Source organism: Desulfoferrobacter suflitae (assembly GCF_022603395.1).
Lineage (GTDB): Bacteria > Desulfobacterota > Syntrophobacteria > Syntrophobacterales > Syntrophobacteraceae > Desulfoferrobacter > Desulfoferrobacter suflitae.
Genome location: NZ_JAIBKA010000008.1, coordinates 228,164 through 247,937, shown reverse-complemented (window position 1 = coordinate 247,937; position 19,774 = coordinate 228,164). Strand labels below are relative to the sequence as shown.

The following is a 19,774-nucleotide window of genomic DNA, read 5'->3' as shown; positions in this document are numbered from 1 at the left end:
CAGACGCTGGTGCCGGGCCGGCACAGCTTTTCTGTGCGGCTGGTTCTAACGCACCAAGCGCATCTGCCAAAAACGCCGCATCTCCATGGCGGCCTGCCTTCCGGACATTGCCCAGGCATTGAAAGCGGGACTTGGTGCTGCAGCTCTTGGAGCCTCCTCGGAGGCAACCGTCGGCTGCTGTTCAGCCTGCATATAAAGTTGCACAGCCGCGGTAATCGCCGCCACCACATTCTTTTTCACGTGCATAGATTCCTCCTCCACAAGGGTCACGCTATCCGCTGGTCGCTCGAATTCTACAGTCCTATCTGATCGCTTATGGAGTTCATGGCATGGATGCTGAGCTCGATGAAATCCATGAGCGGAATGTTGAGGTGTTCACACAACATGATGTGATCACGATTGACACTTCGCGCAAAATCTTTACTTTTCATGCGCTTGCGTACCGACTTGGGCTTCAGGCTTTGGATTTTCTTATCGGGATGGACCAGGGCGGCCGCCACAATCAAACCCGTGATGGTTTCGGCGCAGGTCAAAGCATAGTCCATCGTTGTCTGTCTCTCCAATCCCAAGGCCTCGGCGTTGTGCCTCAGGATGGCATTGATCACTTCTGCGGGCAGGCCGTAGGGTGCCAGCAGTTCAGCCGTTTTTTTGCCGTGTTGCGCCGGTTCATCACGGGTGTACTCGAAATCGAGGTCGTGCAACAATCCAGCCAGCCTCCACAGTTTTTCATCCCGCTCTAATTTTTCAGCGAGTTGTTGCATGATGGCCTCAGTGGCCAGGCAGTGATTTTTCAGGTTGTCGGCATGGATGTGATTTTCCAGCAGATTGAGGGCTTCGTCTCGGGTCATCGGTTCTCCGTGCTTGCTCCCTTCCGCATGGCCTGCCGCCACCGCCAAAGGCATTTTGCGTGACCTTGAGGCAAGCCTGGGCGCATTGAAACAGTTGCATTGCTGCACAGGCTGCTGATGTTTTTCAAGGATCAGGCCGCCTTGCGGGTCTTCTTTTTCAGGCTGCTGATGCGGCGTCGGAAAGCATCAACCAGTTTCTTGTTGCCGGCTTCTTTTGCCGCCTCTTTCTTTTCCCTCAACTCGCTGATTCTTGCCTTGATGGCTCGCACGTCCACCGCCTTCCTACTCTTTTCCTCGACGATGCCCTTGGCTTCCTTGATGGCCGAAATGAGCTCATTTTTGTTCATGGCGTGCACACCAACGATGCCCTCCATGGTGAGGGCCAGTTCGCGGAGCTCTTTGGCCGTCATCTTTTCAAGAGGTTTTTCCTTCTTGGTTCGATCCTTCTTCTTTCCCATCATTCAACTCCTTGTCCCTGCTTTTCTGCCATGCTTCGGAAATGGTAATGAATGGTTTCAACAAATCGATCGGCACGGGGAAGATTGTAGTGGAATTATTCTCCGCTGCAATTTCTTTGAGGGTCTGCAGATAACGCAACTGTAACGCCGTAGGGTAGCGCTGGATGATTTCAGCTGCCTCCGACAGTCGATCCGCTGCCTGAAATTCTCCTTCCGCTGCGATGACCTTGGCGCGGCGCTCCCTTTCAGCTTCAGCCTGGCGGGCTAACGCTCTTTGCATTTCCTGAGGCAGATCGATTTGCTTCAATTCGACCAGACCCACTTTAATGCCCCAGGGGTCGGTATGATTGTCCAGGATTTCCTGGATGTGGGCGTTGATTTTTTCGCGCTCCGACAACAAATCGTCCAAATCCGCCTGCCCGCACACGCTCCTCAGGGTGGTTTGCGCCAGCTGGCTGGTGGCGTAGAGATAATCCGATACGCTGACGATGGATTTAACCGGATCCACAACGCGGAAGTAAATGACGGCATTCACCTTGACCGAGACATTGTCGCGCGTGATCACGTCCTGCGGCGGGACGTCCGTTGCAATGAGCCGCAGACTCACTTTTTGCATGCGATCCACCAAAGGGATCAGGATTATCAGACCGGGCCCCTTGGCTGCGATCACCCGGCCCAGACGGAATATCACCCCACGTTCGTATTCGTTGAGTACCCGAATGGCGTTGGCCAGGAACAGGACTGCTAGAATCACAATGGTGACAATACCGTAAAATGACATCGCCCCTCTCCTTTGGGTCTAATATGCCGCGCAATGGGATAAACAACTTGACTTAATTAGCATCGATCCGCTTTACTTTCAACTTTAAATTCTCCACTGAAACCACCTGCACCCTTTGGCCCGCGGCAATATCTTCATCCGCTTCGGCGTTCCACAGCTCCCCGGCAATAAAGACTTTGCCCACGGGGGAGAGGTCCTGTCTGACTATTCCGGTTTCACCCTGCAGAGCATCTATGCCGGTTTGGGGCTTGCGCATCTGGGCGCGGAACGCCAGCGAGGCTATCGCCACAAAAAATGCCGACACGGCCACAACCGTCGGGATAAACACGGACATATCCAACTGTCCCCCATAACCTCTGGTGCGAAACAGCATCAATGAGCCCAGTATCAAACAGGTGACCCCCGCAAAGCTGAGCATCCCGTAAGAAGCTATTTTAATTTCCAGGATAAAGAAAATGATAGCCAATAAAATCAACAGAATGCCCGCGTAGTTCACGGGTAGGGATTGAAGTGCGTACAGAGCCAGAATGAGAGCAATGCCGCCGACAACTCCGGGAAGAATCGCCCCCGGTTGGGAGAGCTCAAAATAGAGCCCGGCGAGTCCTATCATGAGGAGAATATAGGCTATGTTGGGGTTGCTTATGGCGCGCAGGATTTGGTGCAGCCAACCGGGCTCAAGAGTGCGCTGCTCGGCATCCAGCGTATGCAGAGTGACGCTGTAGCCTTTCCGCTGCAGTTCCCAGCCGTCCAATTTCTTGAGTAAGTCGGGAATATCATCGGCCACCAGATCGATCACGTTATTCTTGAAGGCCTCTTCCGCGGTAATCGAAACACTTTCCTTAACCGCATCTTCCAACCATTGCTCATTGCGACCCCGTTGCTGGCCAATGCTGCGGGCAAAAGCAAGCATGTCGTTGACCACCTTTTCATTCATCGTTTTGGGCACATCCTCTCCGGAAGAAGCTACCGGGTGCGCGGCCCCAATGTTGGTGCCGGGGGCCATGGCGGCGATATCCGCGGCAACGGTGACAAAAACTCCGGCGGAAGCGGCTTGGGCCCCACTCGGGTAGACGTAGACGATAACGGGAATCTTGGAGTTCAATATGGACTGCACGATGCCACGCATCGAGGTCACCAATCCGCCGGGGGTGTCGAGAAAGATGATCAGGCATTGGGCCCCATCGCTTTCCGATTGTTCGATGGCGGATTCTATAAAATCTTGAACACCCGGGTTAATGCTGTCCTGAACATGAATCATGTTGAGGTGCGTGGCCGCTCTGCAGGCACTGCCGGGAAGAAAAACGCTGAGGATGAGCGGCGTCAAAATCCATAGAAGCAGTTGTCTAAAGTGCCCGGTGCATCTCATTTGCTGTGCTCCTCAAAGCGAAACCGGCGGTAGCATTGGTGAAAGTTGGGTGCATCTATCCGCTTCTTGCGAGTCGCTGGATTTCCAGCAAATCCTGCCACGCTGCCGATTTCTGGGAAGGATTCCTGAGCAGATAGGCAGGATGAAAGGTTGGCACCAGTGGGATCCCGCGCCAGTAGTGGATCTTGCCTCTGAGCTGTGAAACGGGTTTAGACACGCCCAGCAAATTGTGCGCTGCACACGCACCCAGGGCACATATCACCCTGGGCCGGATGGTCTCGATCTGTCTTATGAGGAAAGGCATGCAGACCTCGACTTCATCGTTGTTGGGTGTGCGGTTGTTGGGAGGTCGACACTTGACCACGTTGCAGATGTAAACGTCCTGCCTGGTCTCTCCCAAAGCTCTCAACATCTTATCGAGAAGTTTTCCCGCCCTGCCCACAAAAGGCAGTCCTTGCTGGTCTTCTTCGTACCCGGGTCCCTCTCCAACGAACACGACTCGAGCTGCAGGCGAGCCCTCGCCAAACACAATGCGACTGCGCGTGGCATGCAGTCGGCAGCGCTTGCAGTCTCCCAGCTCTTGTTGAATGTCGGAGAGGATCGCCGCCGGGTTCTGCGGTGGGTTCTCAGGCAACGCGGGTTGCGGGGAATCATCCCTCGCCTGCCGTCGTGCATCGGCGGCTTCGGTCCTTGCCGGCCAATGCTCCATGCCTCCCCGGTAAAGGCCGGTCAAATACCAACGCAATCTTGCGAGATGGGAACGGATTTCCTGTTGCAATGAATTGTCTACGTCCATGGCATTCTCTTGCATTGCCGACCCAAAGGAGTGCGCGCTTCTGAGTGCTCATGGGTCTGTGTGCACACATGCAGGTTTAGTGTAACGGCGCCGCGCGGTTTCCGGCGGGATCTTGTCATTGAAAAAGCCGCTCGATGCGGTCCCAAATTCGTTCCGCAACTTCTTCTTTCAGCAGGCAAGGCAATTCCGTAGAATCGCCACTGCGGTCAATGATCCTCACCTGGTTGGTGTCACAGCCAAAACCCGAGCCGGACTGGGTAAGATTGTTGGCAACAATGAAATCGAGATTCTTGGCTTTCAGTTTGCTGGTGGCATTTTCAATGAGATTTTCCGTCTCAGCGGCGAAGCCAACAAGAATCTGTTGTTTTGCTTGCGGTTTCGATCGTCCCAGCTGGGCCAGGATGTCCGGATTGTTCTGCAGGGTGATGGTTAAATCGCTGCCGACTTTTTTGGCTTTCTGCGGCAGCATTTGGGCGGGACGGTAATCACTGACGGCAGCGGCCATGACAATCACATCCATTTGCGGAGCCAGCCGGGTTATCAGGTCGTGCATTTCCATGGCGCTGGTTACCCGGTGCAGCGTTGTTCCGCGGGGGGCGGGGATGGAAACCGGTCCGCTGACCAGGTGAACCTTTGCCGAGCGCCTGGCCGCGACTTGTGCAATGGCATAGCCCATCTTTCCACTGGAAGGGTTGCTGATGAAGCGCACCGGATCGAACCTTTCCCAGGTCGGGCCCGAGCTCACCAGAACCTGCTTTCCCTTAAGGGTCGCGGGGGTGAGGATCCGCCCGGCGACCTCCAGAATTTCCGGGAGTTCCGCAAGGCGCCCGGTTCCTTCCTCTTTGCAGGCAAGGGTTCCCTCCGACGGCTCTACAATGTGGTGCCCATAAGTGCGGAGAGTCTCCAGGTTTTTCTGTGTCGCCAAATTCTCATACATTTTCGTATTCATGGCGGGGCACACCAGAACGGGAGCGGTGGTGGCGAGCAATACAGTGGTGAGGTAATCGTCTGCAATTCCTGCCGCAAGCTTGGCAATCAGATTGGCGGTAGCCGGAGCCAACACCGCCAGATGGGCTGCACGAGCCACCTGGATATGGCCGATTTGTGACTCGAATTCGAGATCGAACAGATTGGTGCAGACCGGTTGCCCGGACAGCACCTGGAGAGTCAGCGGGGTGATAAATTGCCGCGCGTTTGCTGTCATCACCACCTGCACAGTGGCGCCCGCTTTGGTAAAAAGCCTGACCAGTTCGGCCGATTTGTAAGCGGCGATACCGCCGCTCACTCCCAAAAGTATGGATTTGCCCTTCAACGCCATAGACTGCCCCAGATAAATCATCCCTGCCCGTTAACATTTCCAGCTGCCGGAACTACGTAGATTTCGGCATAGGTATAGAAAAGTTTTTCATAGATATCGATCACGCAACTCTTGTCCGGCTTTTCGAACAGCAGCACCGAGCGACGATAGCGCATGCCTCCTTTGGGAACCCAGCCCTGGCGCGGTAATCCCACCTGAAAAAATCGGATGAGAGAGCCGACATCCACTCTTCCCCGGAGGATGAGTACCCCGGCCCTGACGTCTCCCTCCCGGTAGATGTATGAGTCGTCGTGCAGTGGGGTCAGTTCGGCGGGGACGGGAATATCCGGGAACTCATGGAAGAGCGCGGGCGAGGCGGCCGGTGCAGCGGCAGCGGTAGCCGGCGGGGACGAGGTAATGGGATTTTGGGGAGGAGCAGACAGACTTGCGCAACTGCACAAAATCAGTGCACTTGCAAGGGTCAGGAGGCGGGCCAGGCAGGCCCGGTGAAAGAGCGGAAACATTGCTTGCATTGAATGCTTCTCCCGTAGAATGGACTTTGTCATGCAGTGGCGCACCGTCTTTAACCCCTATCGGCCTGGTAGAGGCATGCCGCCGTTCTCGTGGACCGGTTTGTTGCTGCAGATCCACATTCCGCATTTAAGCAAAAAAGGGATTCGCATTTTTTTCCCGGCCGACCGTCGTTTCGGGCCCATGACCGGGGTAAACCAGGGTTGCGTCATCCAGGGGGAAGATTTTTGCGCGTACCGAGCGGATCAACTGCTCGAACGATCCGCCGAGGAAATCGGTTCGACCTATGGAACCGGCGAAAAGCGTGTCACCCACAAAGATCACCTTTTGTTTAGGCAAATAGAAGGACACGTGACCCGGGCTGTGGCCGGGAGTCTCCAGCACGTCAAGCTCGATGCAGCCGAACTCGAGCTTATCTCCCTCCTTGAGCCAACGGTCGATGGTTTTTGCCGAGGCGCCGGCAATTGCGGACGGAACTGCCCCCAGCCCTACCGTGCGGTCCAAAATCAAAGGCTCCTCGGCACGATGGAGGTAAATCTCTCCCCCGGCGGATTGCTTTAAAGACCACGCTTCCATGATGTGGTCAAAATGAGCATGGGTGTTGAGAATTGCTGCAAGGTTAAGGTGCAGCTCTTTTATTCTCGCGGCGATTTCGGCACTGTTACCGCCGGGGTCGATTACTACGGATTCTCTTGTATCGGTGTCTGCCACCAAATAACAATTGGTCTGCAGCATCCCTACGCAATAGCGTTCCAGTATGAAGCTGTTCTTTGCAGTCATCAGCAATCCTATCTTTCGGCAACGATCAATTCTTCCAGCGGGCGGCGATGGGAGCTCTGGTTGCGGTGGACCGGATGGCCGACCGCCACCACCGCCATGAGCTCCAGTCGGTCGGGGAGCCCCATCATCTTGAGGATTTTTTCCTTATTCTTGAGTATTTCGCCAATCCACACGGCTCCCAGTTCCTGTGCGTGCACCGTCAGGAGTAGATTTTGAATACATGCACCTATCGCCTGGCAATCCTTCACGTAGTCGTATGAGCTTTCCCGGTCGAGGAAAACCAGCACCAGCACAGCAGCTCCCTGCAGGGTTGACGAATAACGCGTCAGACCGGCGAGTTTCTGCTTGAGATCGTCTTCCCATATCAACGCAAAACGCCAGGGCTGATTGTTCAATCCCGAGGGAGCCCAGGAGGCGGCATGCAACGCTTGCATGATCAATTTGCGATCCACCGGCGCATCCAGAAAATGACGTATACTGCGTCTTTCCTGGATTGCCGCAAGTACCTGCGATGGGGAGTCCAGCGCCATATTCGCTCCTTGAGGTAAAGGGTCATTCTCAATTGCGGTCCGTTTTCATCCCATTGTTGCAAAATGGAGTATAGTGAGTTTATCATCAGCTGGTCAAGATAAGGCTTAACTCCCAATGAGCTTTGACTCGAATAGTCGGGGAGTGTTTCAAGGTGGTGCGCGAGTTGGTCAAAGGATGTGCCAGTGGGCATGATGATCGCTGCTCATCGTTGCGGATTGCACAAAACTCATGACTCCATCAGGTGAGCAATGGAGGATCGGAAGTGAATTTTACGAGCCAGCGCTTGGAACCCAACAAAATTGTGGTGCAATTGGAAGGTCTGCTCAATCGTTGGAGTGTTCCCAAGGTCCGCAGGGGAATTTTGAGTTTAGCCAGGCAGGAGCAAGTCGAAGTGATGGAAATGGATCTTTCTCGGCTGTCTAAACTGGACACGGCCGGCATCGCATTGATGGTGGAGGTGTTGCGAACCTTGGCCGGCAAAGGGGGCAAACTGAGACTGACCGGGTTGAATGAGAATGCCGTCAAGATGATTCGCCTGTCGCGGCTGGATTCGGCGTTTGACGTGGAGCACTCTACCAGCGGTGGGAGCTAGAGTATGAGGCATTCAAATGTCATCGATATTCGTGGCTTGAACAGCTACTATGGAAATCGGCACGTTCTTTTCGACATTCATTTTGCCATACCCGCCAACCGCATTACGGTGATCATGGGGGTCAGCGGGTGCGGCAAGACCACTCTGTTGCGGCATTTGATAGGTTTGAAGCCCAGTCCCCCCGGGCGGTTGCTGGTGGATGGCGAGGACATGGGCGGCTTCAATGAAGCGCGGATGAACCAGTATCGCAGCCGAATTGGAGTATTGTTTCAGAGCGGAGCACTGTTCAACTCAATGTCGGTGGCAGACAATGTCTCTGTGCCGCTGCGCGTGCACAGCAAGTTGTCCAGGGAAACTATACGCATCATTGCCACCATCAAGCTCCACCAGGTGGGCTTGTCGGAATATTGCGACTACATGCCGTCGCAACTCAGCGGCGGTATGCAAAAGCGGGCGGGATTGGCTAGAGCCATGGCGATGGATCCGGAAATCCTGTTCGTGGATGAGCCGTCTTCGGGCCTGGACCCGATTACGGCTGCGGGACTGGATAATTTGATTCTGGAACTCAGGGACACGCTCGGGATGACCATTATTGTGGTGACCCACGAACTGGAAAGTGCCCTCCACATCGCAGATCAAATCGTTGTGTTGGATAAAGGCAGATTGCTGGCCGCCGGGAGCCCGGAAAATATCCAGTCCAGTCAGGACGAGAGAGTGGTGCAGTTCCTGCAAAGGCAAGCGGACCAAAAACACGAGGATACCGAGGCCTACATTAAGGCTCTGGTGGGAAGAAAGCTCCGACAGCTCTGACAGCGGCCGTGGTCATGGAGAGAACAGATTCAGTTGAAAGGGAACAACACAAGGAGAATCCTATGCTCCGCTTTGTTCGGATGCTGGGCGCTGCGGCTTTGGACGGCATAGAAAATTTGGGGCGCCTGGGGGTATACTTTTGGTTCATGCTGCGCGGGCTGATAAGGCCGCCCGGAAAATTCTGGCCGGTTGTCAAGCAAATCGAGTTTGTCGGAACAAAATCATTCTTTGTGATCGGATTCACCGCAATCTCGACGGGTATGGTGCTCGGCCTACAGGGACACTACACGCTGTCAAAATTCGGTTCGGAGAGTGTGCTGGGAGCTGCGGTTGCACTCAGCCTCATAAGGGAGTTGGGCCCGGTGCTCACGGGGCTGATGGTGACCGGCCGGGCGGGCTCTGCCATGTGTGCCGAAATTGGAATCATGCGCATCGATGAGCAAATCGATGCCCTCGAGTGTATGGCCATCGATCCCTACGCTTACCTGGTTACGCCCAAGCTCATCGCCAGCTTGATTGCCTTCCCCTTGCTCACCGCCTACTGTGACGTGGTCGGCATTTTCGGCGGCTATCTGGTCGGTGTGGGTCTGTTCGGGCTCAACCCGGGGGTCTACATGAACAGTGTTCAGAGCAGTGTGCTGTGGGAGGATGTCTACATGGGGATTGTCAAGTCCCTCTGCTTTTCTGTCCTGATGATCTGGATCTGCACCTATAAGGGTTATTACACTGGTTTGGATGAAGGCAATTTTGGTCCCGAGCAGGTGAGCCGGGCGACCACCAAAGCGGTTGTACTCTCTTCTATCGCAATACTGTTGTGCGATTATATGGTTACTTCTATTATGACTTAATCAAAGGAATGGGTTATGGAGAGAAGAGGATTGGAGCTTGGTGTCGGTTTTTTTCTGATTGTGGGTTTTGGGTGCCTGGCCTATTTATCCTTCAACCTGGGCAAGGTGAGTCTCTGGGGAGCGTCCAGCTACGATGTATACGCTGATTTTGCCACCGTTGGCACGTTGAAAACGAGAGCGCCTGTGACCATGGCTGGAGTTGAGATCGGACAGGTGAAAACTATAAAATTGGTCGATGATCAGGCACGAATAACCCTTGAAATTCAAGATGCAGTACAACTGTCCGAAGACGTGATAGCCAGCATTAAAACGAGTGGTATAATCGGTGAAAAGTATGTCAGTATAAGCCCTGGAGCGTCGGAAGAATTTATCAAGCCGGGAGGCTCCATAAGGGATACCCAGCCGCCCCTGGATATCGAAGGTCTCATCGGACAATTCGTTTTCGGCAGTATGGATAAATCTGAGAGCCAGTAATCTGAGGCTGGCAAGGCAAAAAAGAAAGCCCGGTCGGCAACAACCGACCGGGCTTTCTTTTAAGGAAATAGGAAAGCTTGAATGACTACTTCTTCATGTGTTGCATAAAAATAGATTCGGCTTTATCAGCTGCGGCTTCAGCTCTGGCGGCAGCGGCTTCAGCGCGCTGAGCGGCTGCTTCACAGGCGCTCGCATCGCACGGCTGGTTCCTGAGGGCATCGATGGCATCCATGCATGGTTGCGGGCATTCCTTGGGGGTGCAGGCGCAACCTGCGATCATAGTAAAACTCAATGCTACCACACATAACAATGCTAATATTCTCTTCATTGCTCTTTCCTCCTTTGAGGCCTGCTGGCTTAAGACGTAATTGTTAGATACACAGTTAGAAGTGGCAACAACAAAGATGAACGATTACCCTTTTGCCTCTCACCCCCTTCCACCAAATATCCAGTTTTTGAGCGATCTGACCACCTTGCACAATTTTTTTATGATGACTGCCTTACGACTGAAAATGCTACTCCAGGGAACCTGCAAAAGCAAGTTTAATTTAGTGAAACGAACATAAAAAACCAACTGTTCATATTCTACTGAGGAAGTCTTTAAAAAATCAACAAGAGCCTGTTTTTATGTGCAAATACAGTCCGTTCAGGAAATAATATACTGTTCAAGAAAATGATTTGGGCTTCCAAGCGGGCTGGGTTGAGGTACGAACCCAGCACAATAGGCATTGGATTTCGTCACACGAAAGGCGTGACTCAACCCAACCCACACCTAAAACCGGGACTCTGAAAATCAACCGTTATGAAATGAAGCAAATTGATTTCAACTGGGCTCAGTCTTGATCTGTCTCAATCATCATACGCCCGAAGTCATATGCGGGGGGCGTCGAAACGTTTATCGGTACGCCGCTTTGCAGGGTAATAGCCACCCAGAATCGCCTCTGGTCAATGCGCTGGGCCAGTGGATAGTGCTTCAGCTTTTCCATGGCAAAGGCATAATAGTCAGGAATTTTGCGATAGACATCGGGGTGTGCTTCGACAAAAATCAGACCGTCCTTTTGCCCGAATTTGATTGGCTCGTAGATGATCTCCAGTTTAGTGCCGATACTGACCTGGGGAAACAAAAGCCTTATGTGTTCCGGGTAGCATCGGATGCAGCCATGACTGACCAGTCTACCGACACCCCATGGCATGGCGGTGCCGTGAACGCCGTAAGGACCGGCTGAAAACTTCATCATATACTCGCCCAGCGGGTTGGCCGGTCCCGGCGGCATGACCGCCATGCCATACTTGGCTTGCAGCGACTTGGGAATGTACCATGCGGGGTTGGGGCGTTTTTCAGTGATATGGAACGTGCCGAGAGGACTTTCCCAGCCCTCGTCGCCGATGCCGATGGGATAGGTCTGAACGGTGCCGCTTGCACGGTTGAAGTAATAGAGTCGCAATTCGGGAAGGTTGATGACCAATTGTTCATGGGTTGTGGGGGGCAGAACCCAAAAGGTCGGGGCGATGATATGTTTGCCATAGGGAGGGATCCAGGGATCCATTTCGGGATAGAGCAGATTGACTTCGTTGTAGCCGAGTCCTTTGTGCCTGCCTATATCGAGCATGGTGTCCTTGTTCTGGACGAGATAGCTAGAAGGATCTCCGATCACCGTTTGATTTGGAATTTGATAAGAGTACCGAACGATTTCTGCGGTAAACGGATCTTCTGCGAGAGATTCGCGGGCAAAAAGTGCTGTCAGCGCCAGCAGCAGGAGCAATGTTGTGATTGTTTTCATGCAGAACGTGTCCCAATATCCCTTGAAATTGCGCATCGTCGTCAAAGTCCGCTGTACAATAGAGATTCAGAGGGCTTAGATCAAGGAGATTTTATCGTCGCTGAAGGTCCTTGAGATTTTTCCTGAACCGGGAAAGGGCCCCTCGCGTGTCACCCCGGCTTGACCTTCAGCTACATGGCCTGATCGGTTTTGAGTGACTTGCACCCCAAAACCAGGTAAAGTTTTTGTGCTTGCCGCATGGCAACATTGTTCGGGTAATCCCTTATTGCCCACAATTCAAAGTGGAGGTGACCCAAAATGGTTAAATCGAGTGTAGACAAGAGACCGGAAAATGTGCGGAAAAGGTTCCCCAACAGCATCGTTCCTCTGTTCAATGGGAAAGCCCTGATTGAAGCCGCCAGGAAACACAATGCCATGATCATGGCGGCAAACATCCGCTGCCGCTTGCCTGTCGAAGGCATCGTGACGGCTTCGATGTCCAGTCAATCGCCGGTGATGTATGAAATTGCCAAATCAGAGCTGAGTTACACAGAGTTTACGCCCGCCGGCTTTGCCGAGTTTATTGTTGCGGAAAACGAGAGGCTGGGAAATACCAGTGTACCGTTTGCCATTCACGGCGATCACATCACGGTGAAGAGCCCTCAGGAGGTAGAGTCCGTCCATGCCCTTATTGAGGAGGAAATCGCGGCGGGTTTTACTTCTTTTGCCATTGACGCCTCTCACATGGAGAACGAAAAGAACCTGACGGCTACCTCGCAGTTAGCCAAGTCGATAACCGCGCAGGGCCTCAACTTGGAAGTAGAGTTGGGTGAGATCGGGGCGAAAAGTGGCAGCAGTGAAGGTTTCACCCAGCCGGAAGAGGCGGAATGGTTTATCCGCGAACTGGATAAGAACGGCATTCATCCCAATTTGCTCGCCATCAATAATGGCTCAATCCACGGAACCTATTTCGGTACGGCACAGGAAGGGATTCAACTGGATTTGACCCGGAGGATTTGGCAGGCCATTCAGCCCTGGTCGGTTGATATTGCCCAACACGGCATCACCGGAACTTCGGTTGACAAGATTTCGACATTCATCCAGTACGGAATTCGCAAGGGCAACGTGGGCACTTTGTGGCAGAACATCTCATTCGGTCTTGCCATGACTCAAAACGGCAACGCCATCACCACCGAACAGCGCGAGTACATCAAGCGGCCCTATCGGGGAGTACCCGACGAACTGTGGCGGGAGATGTGCGCTTGGGCGCAGGAAACGGGCAATACGGCGGGCAACATAAAAAAAGCCAATAAAGTGTTTGCCGCCCAGATGAACGCTTTGCCCCTTTCTTTCAAGAAGCGCATCACGGACCATGCCTACGAAGAAGCCATCCGCCTGTTTGAGGCGACACGCTCGATTGGACTGGCCGAATCCGTTTGGGATTTTGCATGAGTTCGAGCCTGCCGGTGACCTAACAGGGCAACCGGGGTGGTTGCCCTGTTGGTTGCGCTGAGCTGAGTGCGGCGTGATGGTGCTCGTGCGGCAAGATATCGCCTGCGCCTAGTTGGCGAAATTTTGCAGCCGCTCCCAGCGGGTGCCTACGGGGGTGTCGATAACCCGGATGCCGCGCCCCCTCAGGTGATCTCTCAATGCATCCGCTTCCTCCCATCGTCCCTGGGCTCGAGCCTCTTCGCGCCTGGCAATCAGGGCCTCCTCTTCCGAGTCTAAGGGCTCAACCGCAAAATCAAAAATCCCCAGAACACGATCCAGTTTTTGCATGCTTGCGAGGATCTGCCGGCGTTGTTCCCGGCTCAAGTCGCCGCTGTCAAGCAGCGGGTTTGCCTGGCGGCTGAACTTGAACAGAGCCGCCAGGGCATTGGGTGTGTTGAGATCGTCTTCCAGTGCCGCCAAAAAATCCTGCTCCAGCCGATACAGCATTTCCGGAATCAGCGTATGCTCTCTGCCCTCGCCACGAGTGCGCTGCAGGCGATGGATGAATTCGACCAGTCGGTGATAGCCCTGGGTGGCATTCATCAAGTTTTCGGGGGTAGCGTTAATGGCCTTGCGATAATGTGTGCTCAACAGCCAGTAGCGGATTTCCGATGGAGTATTGCCCATTTTGATCAATTCGCGGATGGACAGATTTTCATCGAAATGACTTTGTTCTTTCCCGTCTCTTTCCGTCCATATGCGGGCACAGAGCATCCAGGTTTGAGCGAAGGAGAGACCGGTCAGCGACTCACCGATGGCGCGAATGTTTTCCAGGTGTGGGAACAGGAAATCGCTGCTGCTGATCTGCACGTCGATGGGCGAGCCGAGATGATGAAGTGCTATGGATGCCGCTGCGATATGCCAGGTAGGGAGGACATTGCCCCACTCGGTTTTGACATAGCTCCCGCGTTTGAGCTCCGCCAGGGTGGCCCGTTTGAGCAGGGTGAAGTCGCGCGGATTTAACTTTTCGTAAGCTTCCAGATCAACAGTTGCGCCCAGACGAATCTTCTTCAGGTTGATCTTTGACAGTCTGCCGTAGTCTTTGCTCTGGGAAATATTGTAATAAACGGAGCGCAGTTTCTCGTAGGCAAAACCTTTGGCAATGAGCGATCGGACAAACTCAGTGATCGCTTCCAGGTTCTCCGAGGTGCGGGGATAACTGTAGGCCCTCTGGATTGCCAGCAAATCCAGATCCGCAAGGAAATTATCCAGTTGTCTTTGTGCATAGTCGGAAAGCTCGGAATTTTCCGCAAGGGCCCCCTGAATTGTCCGACTGTCCAGATCGGGGATATGCATGACCTGATTGACGGAAAACCCCTTGAAGGCAAGGAAGCGACTGAGCAGATCCGCCACCAGAAAGCGTCTCGCTTCTTGCAGGGTCAGGTGCTGGTCGAGGGGCGGGCCGGTAACGAATATGCGCACCTTGCCTTCCTGGACGGGCTTGAAGTCGATCTTTTTCCTTTGCAGAACATCAAAGAGACAAAAATCCGGTTCCAGCATAGTGGTGAAAAGATTAGTGCTCAGGTAGCGATCTCCGCCGTCCGGAAGCACGGCCACAATCAGCCCTGAGCTCCGTTCGGATGCGATTTGCACCGCCCCTGCCACGGCGGCTCCCGAGCTCATTCCCGCAAAAATTCCTTCCTCCCGCGCCAGTCGCCTGGCCATCTCGAACGCTTCTTCATCCCGGACATGGATGATTCTGTCCAACTTGTGGCGATCGAATATTCCTGGAACGTATGATTCCTTCATGTTCTTGAGCCCCTGAATCTTGTGCCCGGGATAGGGCTCTATCCCGATGACTTCAATGTCAGGTCTCCTCTCTTTCAGAGCATGAACGATCCCCATGGCCGTGCCCGTTGTGCCCAGCGTGACGATTACCACATCGACTTGCCCATCCGTCTGCTCGAATATTTCCGGGCCTGTGCCGACATAATGGGCGAGGGGATTGGCAGGATTGTTGAACTGGTCGGGCATGAAATATCGTTCCGGGTTCTGGCGCACCAGGTTGTAGACTTCTTCGATGGCCCCGTCTGTTCCCAATCCTCCGGGTGTGAGCAGTAATTCGGCTCCTAAGGCCTTGAGAATCTTCTGCCGTTCCATGCTGGCAGTCTCCGGCATGGCAAGCAGCAGGTGATACCCTTTTACCGCAGCTACTATGGCCAGTCCGATGCCGGTGTTGCCGCTTGTGGCCTCGATGAGGATTTTGTCGTGAGTGAGCAAACCCTCTTTCTCGGCAGATTCAATCATCGCCAGAGCCGGACGGTCCTTGATGGATCCGCCCGGATTCTTCGCTTCCAGCTTGGCGTAGAGTGTCACTGTCGGATTGGGATTGACTCGATTCAAACGGACCAGAGGAGTGTTCCCAATACATCCCAATATATTATCAAAGAGGTTCTTCATTGCCGTTGCGCTTTTATTTTGTGTGTGGCTGCAAACTTCCGGCTTGCTGGCAAACGGGTCATTCTGTCTGGTTTTTTATCCAGCAGCTTTGGGCGAGGAAAACATATAGGCATGCTTGTGGTTCCTTGTCAAAATTTTTCCATGGGTTCAATGCGATTCGCACCCTCATGGTCAGTTCTTATCACCCCGGGCTCATCCTCGCGTGCATTCGGCCATCGCGGCCTCATTTTATGCCCATGCCGGAACGACCCGGCATAAGCTCAGGGCGGCTCAGGTCCCCCTCTCCCGTTGACCGACGGGAAAACCCTCTACGGGCGTCCGCCACACGCTGTATTGTGGCTGTATCGAACAAATTGCAGAGTTAGCCCCGGAGACGAGAGTTTGGTTTGACGTAGAAAATCGTTGAATGTATAAATATTCACGTTTTGTCTGGAGCTTGCTGCAATATTAGTTGCTTCCTCTACATTCACATCCAACAAAATAAATTACGCGCACTAATGCGACAACTCTTCGATAGATTAAGGACCAACAGAGGTAAAGAGGAGCATTCGATGAAAATCGGGGTAATCGGCACGGGTGGAGTAGGCGGGTACTTTGGGGGTCTCCTTGCGCGGGCGGGTGTGGATATTCACTTTTTGGCTCGTGGCAAGCATCTTCAGGCCATTCAGGAAGAAGGCCTGCAAGTGGTGTCCAGCGGCGGTAGCTTTCGAGTAATGATTCATGCCACCTCGGAGCCTCACGAAATCGGCCCGGTTGATTTGCTCCTGGTTTGCGTAAAATCCTTCGATACGACCGCTGCTGCCAGATTTGCAGCCCCGATGGTGGAGGATGACACGGTCATTTTGAGCCTTCAAAACGGCATCGACAACGCCCGGAAGATCGGCCGGTTCTACGGCGATGAAAAAGTGTTGGAGGGGACTTGTTATGTCGAGGCCTCCATTGCTTCGCCTGGAGTCATTGCTCACATGGGAAATCCCGGACGCATAGTTTTTGGAGAGAGAAGCCAACAAGCGACCGAGAGATCCACCAAAATACTGCAGACATTCCAGGGAGCGGGTATCGACGCTGAGCTGAGCAATAACATAGGCCAGGTCCTGTGGTCAAAGTTCCTGTTTATTTGTGCCGTGCACGGCGTCACGACTCTTTCCCGAGCCCCGCTGGGTTTGGTCCTGGGCTGCCCGGAAACACGCGAATTGGTTGTGAGCGTTATGCGCGAAGTGGAAGTTCTTGCTCGATCCAAAGGCATCGATTTACCCGATCAAGTCCTTGCCGAATCGGTCAGTCTGGCGGAATCCTATAACAAGAAGTTCAAGTGTTCAATGCTGCGCGATCTGGAATGGCGGAGGCCCATGGAGATCGAGGCGCTCAACGGCATGGTGGTGAAACTGGGTAACGAAGTGGGAGTAGAAACGCCGCTAAATCAAACCATCTACGCCTGCCTCAAGCTGGAAAACCAGAAGATACTCGATCCATTATGGGCGACACGGCTGGAGGAATGATTCGGCACCCGCACACAGGAATGAAATAACTTCTCATCAACGCACATTCACTTGATCCGTTGGTATTCTCCGGATTGGAATCTGTCGCTGATTTGGATTCGGAGTTTCCGGTTTTCCGCAGCACAAATCTTGACCAGGGTAAATCAAGCAATTCCCCATACCAGGCTGGTCCTTTTGCCGCGGCGATGCCACAACCGCAGTAAATGTTCTTAGCCTGTAGGCTGAAAATCAAGGAGGTGTGCATGTATATCGTCATCATGGCGGGGGGATCCGGCACGCGTTTCTGGCCGGCCAGCAGGGAATCTCTGCCAAAGCAGTTTCTCAATATTGTCGGCGACAGGGCAATGATTGTCGAAACCTACGAGCGAATTCGGCCTCTTGCCCCCGATGATCACATCATCCTGGTCATTGGGCAACAGCATCTGGCCGAGACCGAAAGGCTTTTTGCCGGGCGTGCGGTGCGAATCCTGGCCGAGCCCGCGGGACGCAATACCGCCCCTTGCATAGGTCTTGCCGCCAAATATGTCGAGCATTTGGGAGGAAAGGACCCAATCGTGATTGTTCCGGCGGATCACTACATCGCCCGGCCCGAGGTGTTTCGCTCGGGGCTTGTCCAGGCGGCCCAGGCGGCCGCGCGAGGTGCCATCGTGACACTGGGTATTATTCCTACCAGATCGGAGACGGGTTACGGGTATATTGAGCGGGCTGCAGAGCCGGAAGAAAACAATCTGTATCGGGTCAGGACATTTGTTGAAAAGCCCAATCCGGAAATGGCTGCGGACTATCTTGCCCGGGGAAGCTATTTCTGGAACGCAGGTATTTTTGTGGCAACTCCCCGGACCTTGCTGGCGGAATTCACTTCATACATGCCTTCCTTTGCCCGGGGCCTCGAAAAATTGCGCGCGGCCTTCGACACAACCGAATTCCCTGAGGCACTGCAAGCCTTGTATGGCAATACGGAGGCAATTTCATTCGATTATGCCATAATGGAGAAAACCACCCAGCCGGTCTACGTCGTTCCCAGCGAGTGCGGATGGAGCGATGTGGGCTCATGGTACAGTCTCTATGAGGTGAGAAAGGAACATGACCGGGACGATTTGGGCAACATAGGAGAAGGCGATACACTGCTGCTGGACTCTAAAGACTCTTTTGTCGTCTCTCGCGGCAAAAGGTTTCTGGCGGTTTTGGGTCTCACCAATGTCCTGGTGGTAGATACGGAAGACGCGCTGCTTGTCGCCGATCTCAATAAGAGCCAGGAGGTGAAGAGAATCGTGGAGCGACTGAAAGAATCCGCTTCGAAGGATCTGCTGTGAACTTGCCCTGCAACGGGTATGAGCTTTGCCGACGGACCAAACGATAATTCTTATCCTCATAGGGAACCGGCATGAACTTTCGATTTTGCCCCGGCTGTGGGACTCCTCTTACAGAGTTGCGGTCACATGCCAGACCGCGACTTTACTGCCCCGTGTGCGAGAAGATTCACTACCGTAATCCTACCGTGGGTGTCGCGGTGATCCTGCTGGAGAGGAATGAGTTGCTTTTGGTGCGTCGCATAGGATCCTATGACGGAATGTGGTGTATTCCGTGCGGCCATGTGGAGTGGGATGAGGATATTCGGGATGCGGCGCAGCGCGAATTCAAAGAAGAAACGGGGCTGGAGGTAACCCTTGGGCCGGTTTTTGCCGTCCATTCAAATTTCCACGACCGCGAACATCAGACCGTGGGCGTGTGGTTTTGGGGGAGACGTTCGGCAGGCCGGTTGAAAGCTGGATCGGATGCCAGTGAGGCCCGCTATTTTCCACTTGACAGCCTGCCGGAAACCTTGGCGTTCCCGACGGACCGGCTGGTCTGCAAAAAGCTGCTGTATTGTTGTGAGAAGGGGAATCCGGCTGAATGGTTTGATGCCTGCCTGGATGAGGAGGATACCCTGCCCGGCTGACTCCTGGCGCTTCACTCCTCATGAAGGGGTCAAGTGCGGTTGCCGCCGGCGGATTTGACTTTCGCATGAAAGTGCCCTAATATGTATTGACATATGGATTGTTGCTGGTAAACTGTGCACGTTTTAGGTGAACATTGCAGTTACGATCACAAGAGAATGAGAATGGACGACCCCAGTAGTAGTAAGAGCAACACGCGATTCACTTTAAGTTGTTTGAGCCAAGAACCTGTTGATAGGGTTTTGCACGAGGGGAGGGTGCGCGCCTTCCTCTAGAAAGGTGATATAGTGCCTTTAATAAAACCCGAGCTTGGCTCGGGTTTTTTTTTACCCAAAAAGTCTTATCAGAGGAGGTGATACCCATGAAAATTGTGCTTATTCGCGGCCGTAACCGTCAAGATGCTCGTAAGAAAACTCTTGACTACTGGTTTGCCAATCGGGACCAATTCAACTGTACCATGAGCGATTTTTTGCGCAAGTGCTCGACCGACCCTTCGGGTCGTATTGTCATGTACAAGGGGTAGATTATGGATAGCGGAGACCCTGGCCATTGGCGTTTCTGTGCGAATGAGGGCT

The 19,774-nt window shown here is 53.6% G+C and carries 22 protein-coding genes; 9 read left to right on the top strand and 13 right to left on the bottom strand.

What is annotated here, in order from left to right; genetic code table 11:
- Window positions 1–45: 45 nt before the first annotated feature.
- The 10 genes from K1V27_RS15420 to K1V27_RS15375 form a co-directional block, all read right to left on the bottom strand.
- On the bottom strand, window positions 46–246 hold the full coding sequence (locus K1V27_RS15420) for a hypothetical protein (RefSeq protein ID WP_258930943.1): 201 nt from the start codon (window positions 244–246) through the stop codon (window positions 46–48).
- 47 nt (window positions 247–293) lie between these two features.
- Window positions 294–848 carry an HDIG domain-containing metalloprotein gene (locus tag K1V27_RS15415; RefSeq protein ID WP_258930942.1) on the bottom strand — a complete coding sequence of 185 codons (555 nt, stop codon included), beginning with the start codon at window positions 846–848 and terminating at the stop codon, window positions 294–296.
- A 131-nt stretch (window positions 849–979) separates the two neighbouring features.
- Window positions 980–1,309 carry a Rho termination factor N-terminal domain-containing protein gene (locus K1V27_RS15410; protein ID WP_258930941.1) on the bottom strand — a complete coding sequence of 110 codons (330 nt, stop codon included), beginning with the start codon at window positions 1,307–1,309 and terminating at the stop codon, window positions 980–982.
- Complete coding sequence (locus tag K1V27_RS15405) at window positions 1,263–2,087, bottom strand: slipin family protein (protein WP_258930940.1); 825 nt, start codon at window positions 2,085–2,087, stop codon at window positions 1,263–1,265. Before K1V27_RS15405 ends, K1V27_RS15410 begins: the two co-directional genes overlap by 47 nt.
- Window positions 2,088–2,139: 52 nt before the next feature.
- Complete coding sequence (locus K1V27_RS15400; RefSeq protein ID WP_258930939.1) at window positions 2,140–3,453, bottom strand: NfeD family protein; 1,314 nt, start codon at window positions 3,451–3,453, stop codon at window positions 2,140–2,142.
- A gap of 55 nt (window positions 3,454–3,508) precedes the next feature.
- Window positions 3,509–4,249 carry a uracil-DNA glycosylase gene (locus K1V27_RS15395; RefSeq protein ID WP_258930938.1) on the bottom strand — a complete coding sequence of 247 codons (741 nt, stop codon included), beginning with the start codon at window positions 4,247–4,249 and terminating at the stop codon, window positions 3,509–3,511.
- 115 nt (window positions 4,250–4,364) lie between these two features.
- Window positions 4,365–5,567, bottom strand: a complete 1,203-nt coding sequence (gene coaBC / locus K1V27_RS15390) for a bifunctional phosphopantothenoylcysteine decarboxylase/phosphopantothenate--cysteine ligase CoaBC (RefSeq protein ID WP_258930937.1) — start codon at window positions 5,565–5,567, stop codon at window positions 4,365–4,367.
- 17 nt (window positions 5,568–5,584) lie between these two features.
- Entirely contained in the window at window positions 5,585–6,079 is a 495-nt protein-coding gene (locus tag K1V27_RS15385; protein ID WP_258930936.1) for a hypothetical protein, read from the bottom strand.
- A gap of 127 nt (window positions 6,080–6,206) precedes the next feature.
- Entirely contained in the window at window positions 6,207–6,857 is a 651-nt protein-coding gene (locus tag K1V27_RS15380; protein ID WP_258930935.1) for an MBL fold metallo-hydrolase, read from the bottom strand.
- Window positions 6,858–6,865: 8 nt separating this feature from the next.
- Complete coding sequence (locus K1V27_RS15375; protein ID WP_258930934.1) at window positions 6,866–7,387, bottom strand: nitroreductase family protein; 522 nt, start codon at window positions 7,385–7,387, stop codon at window positions 6,866–6,868.
- 263 nt (window positions 7,388–7,650) lie between these two features.
- On the opposite strand from K1V27_RS15375, the gene K1V27_RS15370 reads away from it, so the two are divergent.
- From K1V27_RS15370 to mlaD, 4 genes are all read left to right on the top strand, one after another.
- Entirely contained in the window at window positions 7,651–7,980 is a 330-nt protein-coding gene (locus tag K1V27_RS15370) for an STAS domain-containing protein (protein WP_258930933.1), read from the top strand.
- Window positions 7,981–7,983: 3 nt separating this feature from the next.
- Window positions 7,984–8,790 carry an ABC transporter ATP-binding protein gene (locus K1V27_RS15365; RefSeq protein ID WP_258930932.1) on the top strand — a complete coding sequence of 269 codons (807 nt, stop codon included), beginning with the start codon at window positions 7,984–7,986 and terminating at the stop codon, window positions 8,788–8,790.
- Between the two features lie 62 nt (window positions 8,791–8,852).
- Complete coding sequence (locus tag K1V27_RS15360) at window positions 8,853–9,638, top strand: MlaE family ABC transporter permease (protein ID WP_258930931.1); 786 nt, start codon at window positions 8,853–8,855, stop codon at window positions 9,636–9,638.
- 15 nt (window positions 9,639–9,653) lie between these two features.
- Window positions 9,654–10,112, top strand: a complete 459-nt coding sequence (gene mlaD, locus K1V27_RS15355) for an outer membrane lipid asymmetry maintenance protein MlaD (protein ID WP_258930930.1) — start codon at window positions 9,654–9,656, stop codon at window positions 10,110–10,112.
- 85 nt (window positions 10,113–10,197) lie between these two features.
- Here mlaD and K1V27_RS15350 read toward each other — a convergent pair whose 3' ends face one another.
- Both K1V27_RS15350 and K1V27_RS15345 read right to left on the bottom strand, forming a co-directional pair.
- On the bottom strand, window positions 10,198–10,440 hold the full coding sequence (locus K1V27_RS15350; RefSeq protein ID WP_258930929.1) for a hypothetical protein: 243 nt from the start codon (window positions 10,438–10,440) through the stop codon (window positions 10,198–10,200).
- A 505-nt stretch (window positions 10,441–10,945) separates the two neighbouring features.
- Window positions 10,946–11,893, bottom strand: coding sequence for a L,D-transpeptidase (locus K1V27_RS15345; RefSeq protein WP_258930928.1), 948 nt, complete (start codon window positions 11,891–11,893; stop codon window positions 10,946–10,948).
- 297 nt (window positions 11,894–12,190) lie between these two features.
- On the opposite strand from K1V27_RS15345, the gene K1V27_RS15340 reads away from it, so the two are divergent.
- Window positions 12,191–13,324, top strand: a complete 1,134-nt coding sequence (locus tag K1V27_RS15340; protein WP_258930927.1) for a class II fructose-bisphosphate aldolase — start codon at window positions 12,191–12,193, stop codon at window positions 13,322–13,324.
- A 108-nt stretch (window positions 13,325–13,432) separates the two neighbouring features.
- Here the strand turns inward: K1V27_RS15340 and K1V27_RS15335 are convergent, their stop codons facing one another.
- Window positions 13,433–15,763 carry a cysteine synthase gene (locus K1V27_RS15335; protein WP_258930926.1) on the bottom strand — a complete coding sequence of 777 codons (2,331 nt, stop codon included), beginning with the start codon at window positions 15,761–15,763 and terminating at the stop codon, window positions 13,433–13,435.
- Between the two features lie 551 nt (window positions 15,764–16,314).
- Here K1V27_RS15335 and K1V27_RS15330 point away from each other — a divergent pair.
- The 4 genes from K1V27_RS15330 (at window position 16,315) to K1V27_RS15315 (ending at window position 19,722) form a co-directional block, all read left to right on the top strand.
- Window positions 16,315–17,262 carry a ketopantoate reductase family protein gene (locus tag K1V27_RS15330; protein WP_258930925.1) on the top strand — a complete coding sequence of 316 codons (948 nt, stop codon included), beginning with the start codon at window positions 16,315–16,317 and terminating at the stop codon, window positions 17,260–17,262.
- Window positions 17,263–17,504: 242 nt separating this feature from the next.
- Window positions 17,505–18,575, top strand: a complete 1,071-nt coding sequence (locus tag K1V27_RS15325) for a mannose-1-phosphate guanylyltransferase (protein ID WP_258930924.1) — start codon at window positions 17,505–17,507, stop codon at window positions 18,573–18,575.
- A gap of 71 nt (window positions 18,576–18,646) precedes the next feature.
- Complete coding sequence (locus K1V27_RS15320) at window positions 18,647–19,201, top strand: NUDIX hydrolase (protein WP_258930923.1); 555 nt, start codon at window positions 18,647–18,649, stop codon at window positions 19,199–19,201.
- Between the two features lie 359 nt (window positions 19,202–19,560).
- Entirely contained in the window at window positions 19,561–19,722 is a 162-nt protein-coding gene (locus tag K1V27_RS15315; protein WP_258930922.1) for a hypothetical protein, read from the top strand.
- Window positions 19,723–19,774: the final 52 nt, after the last annotated feature.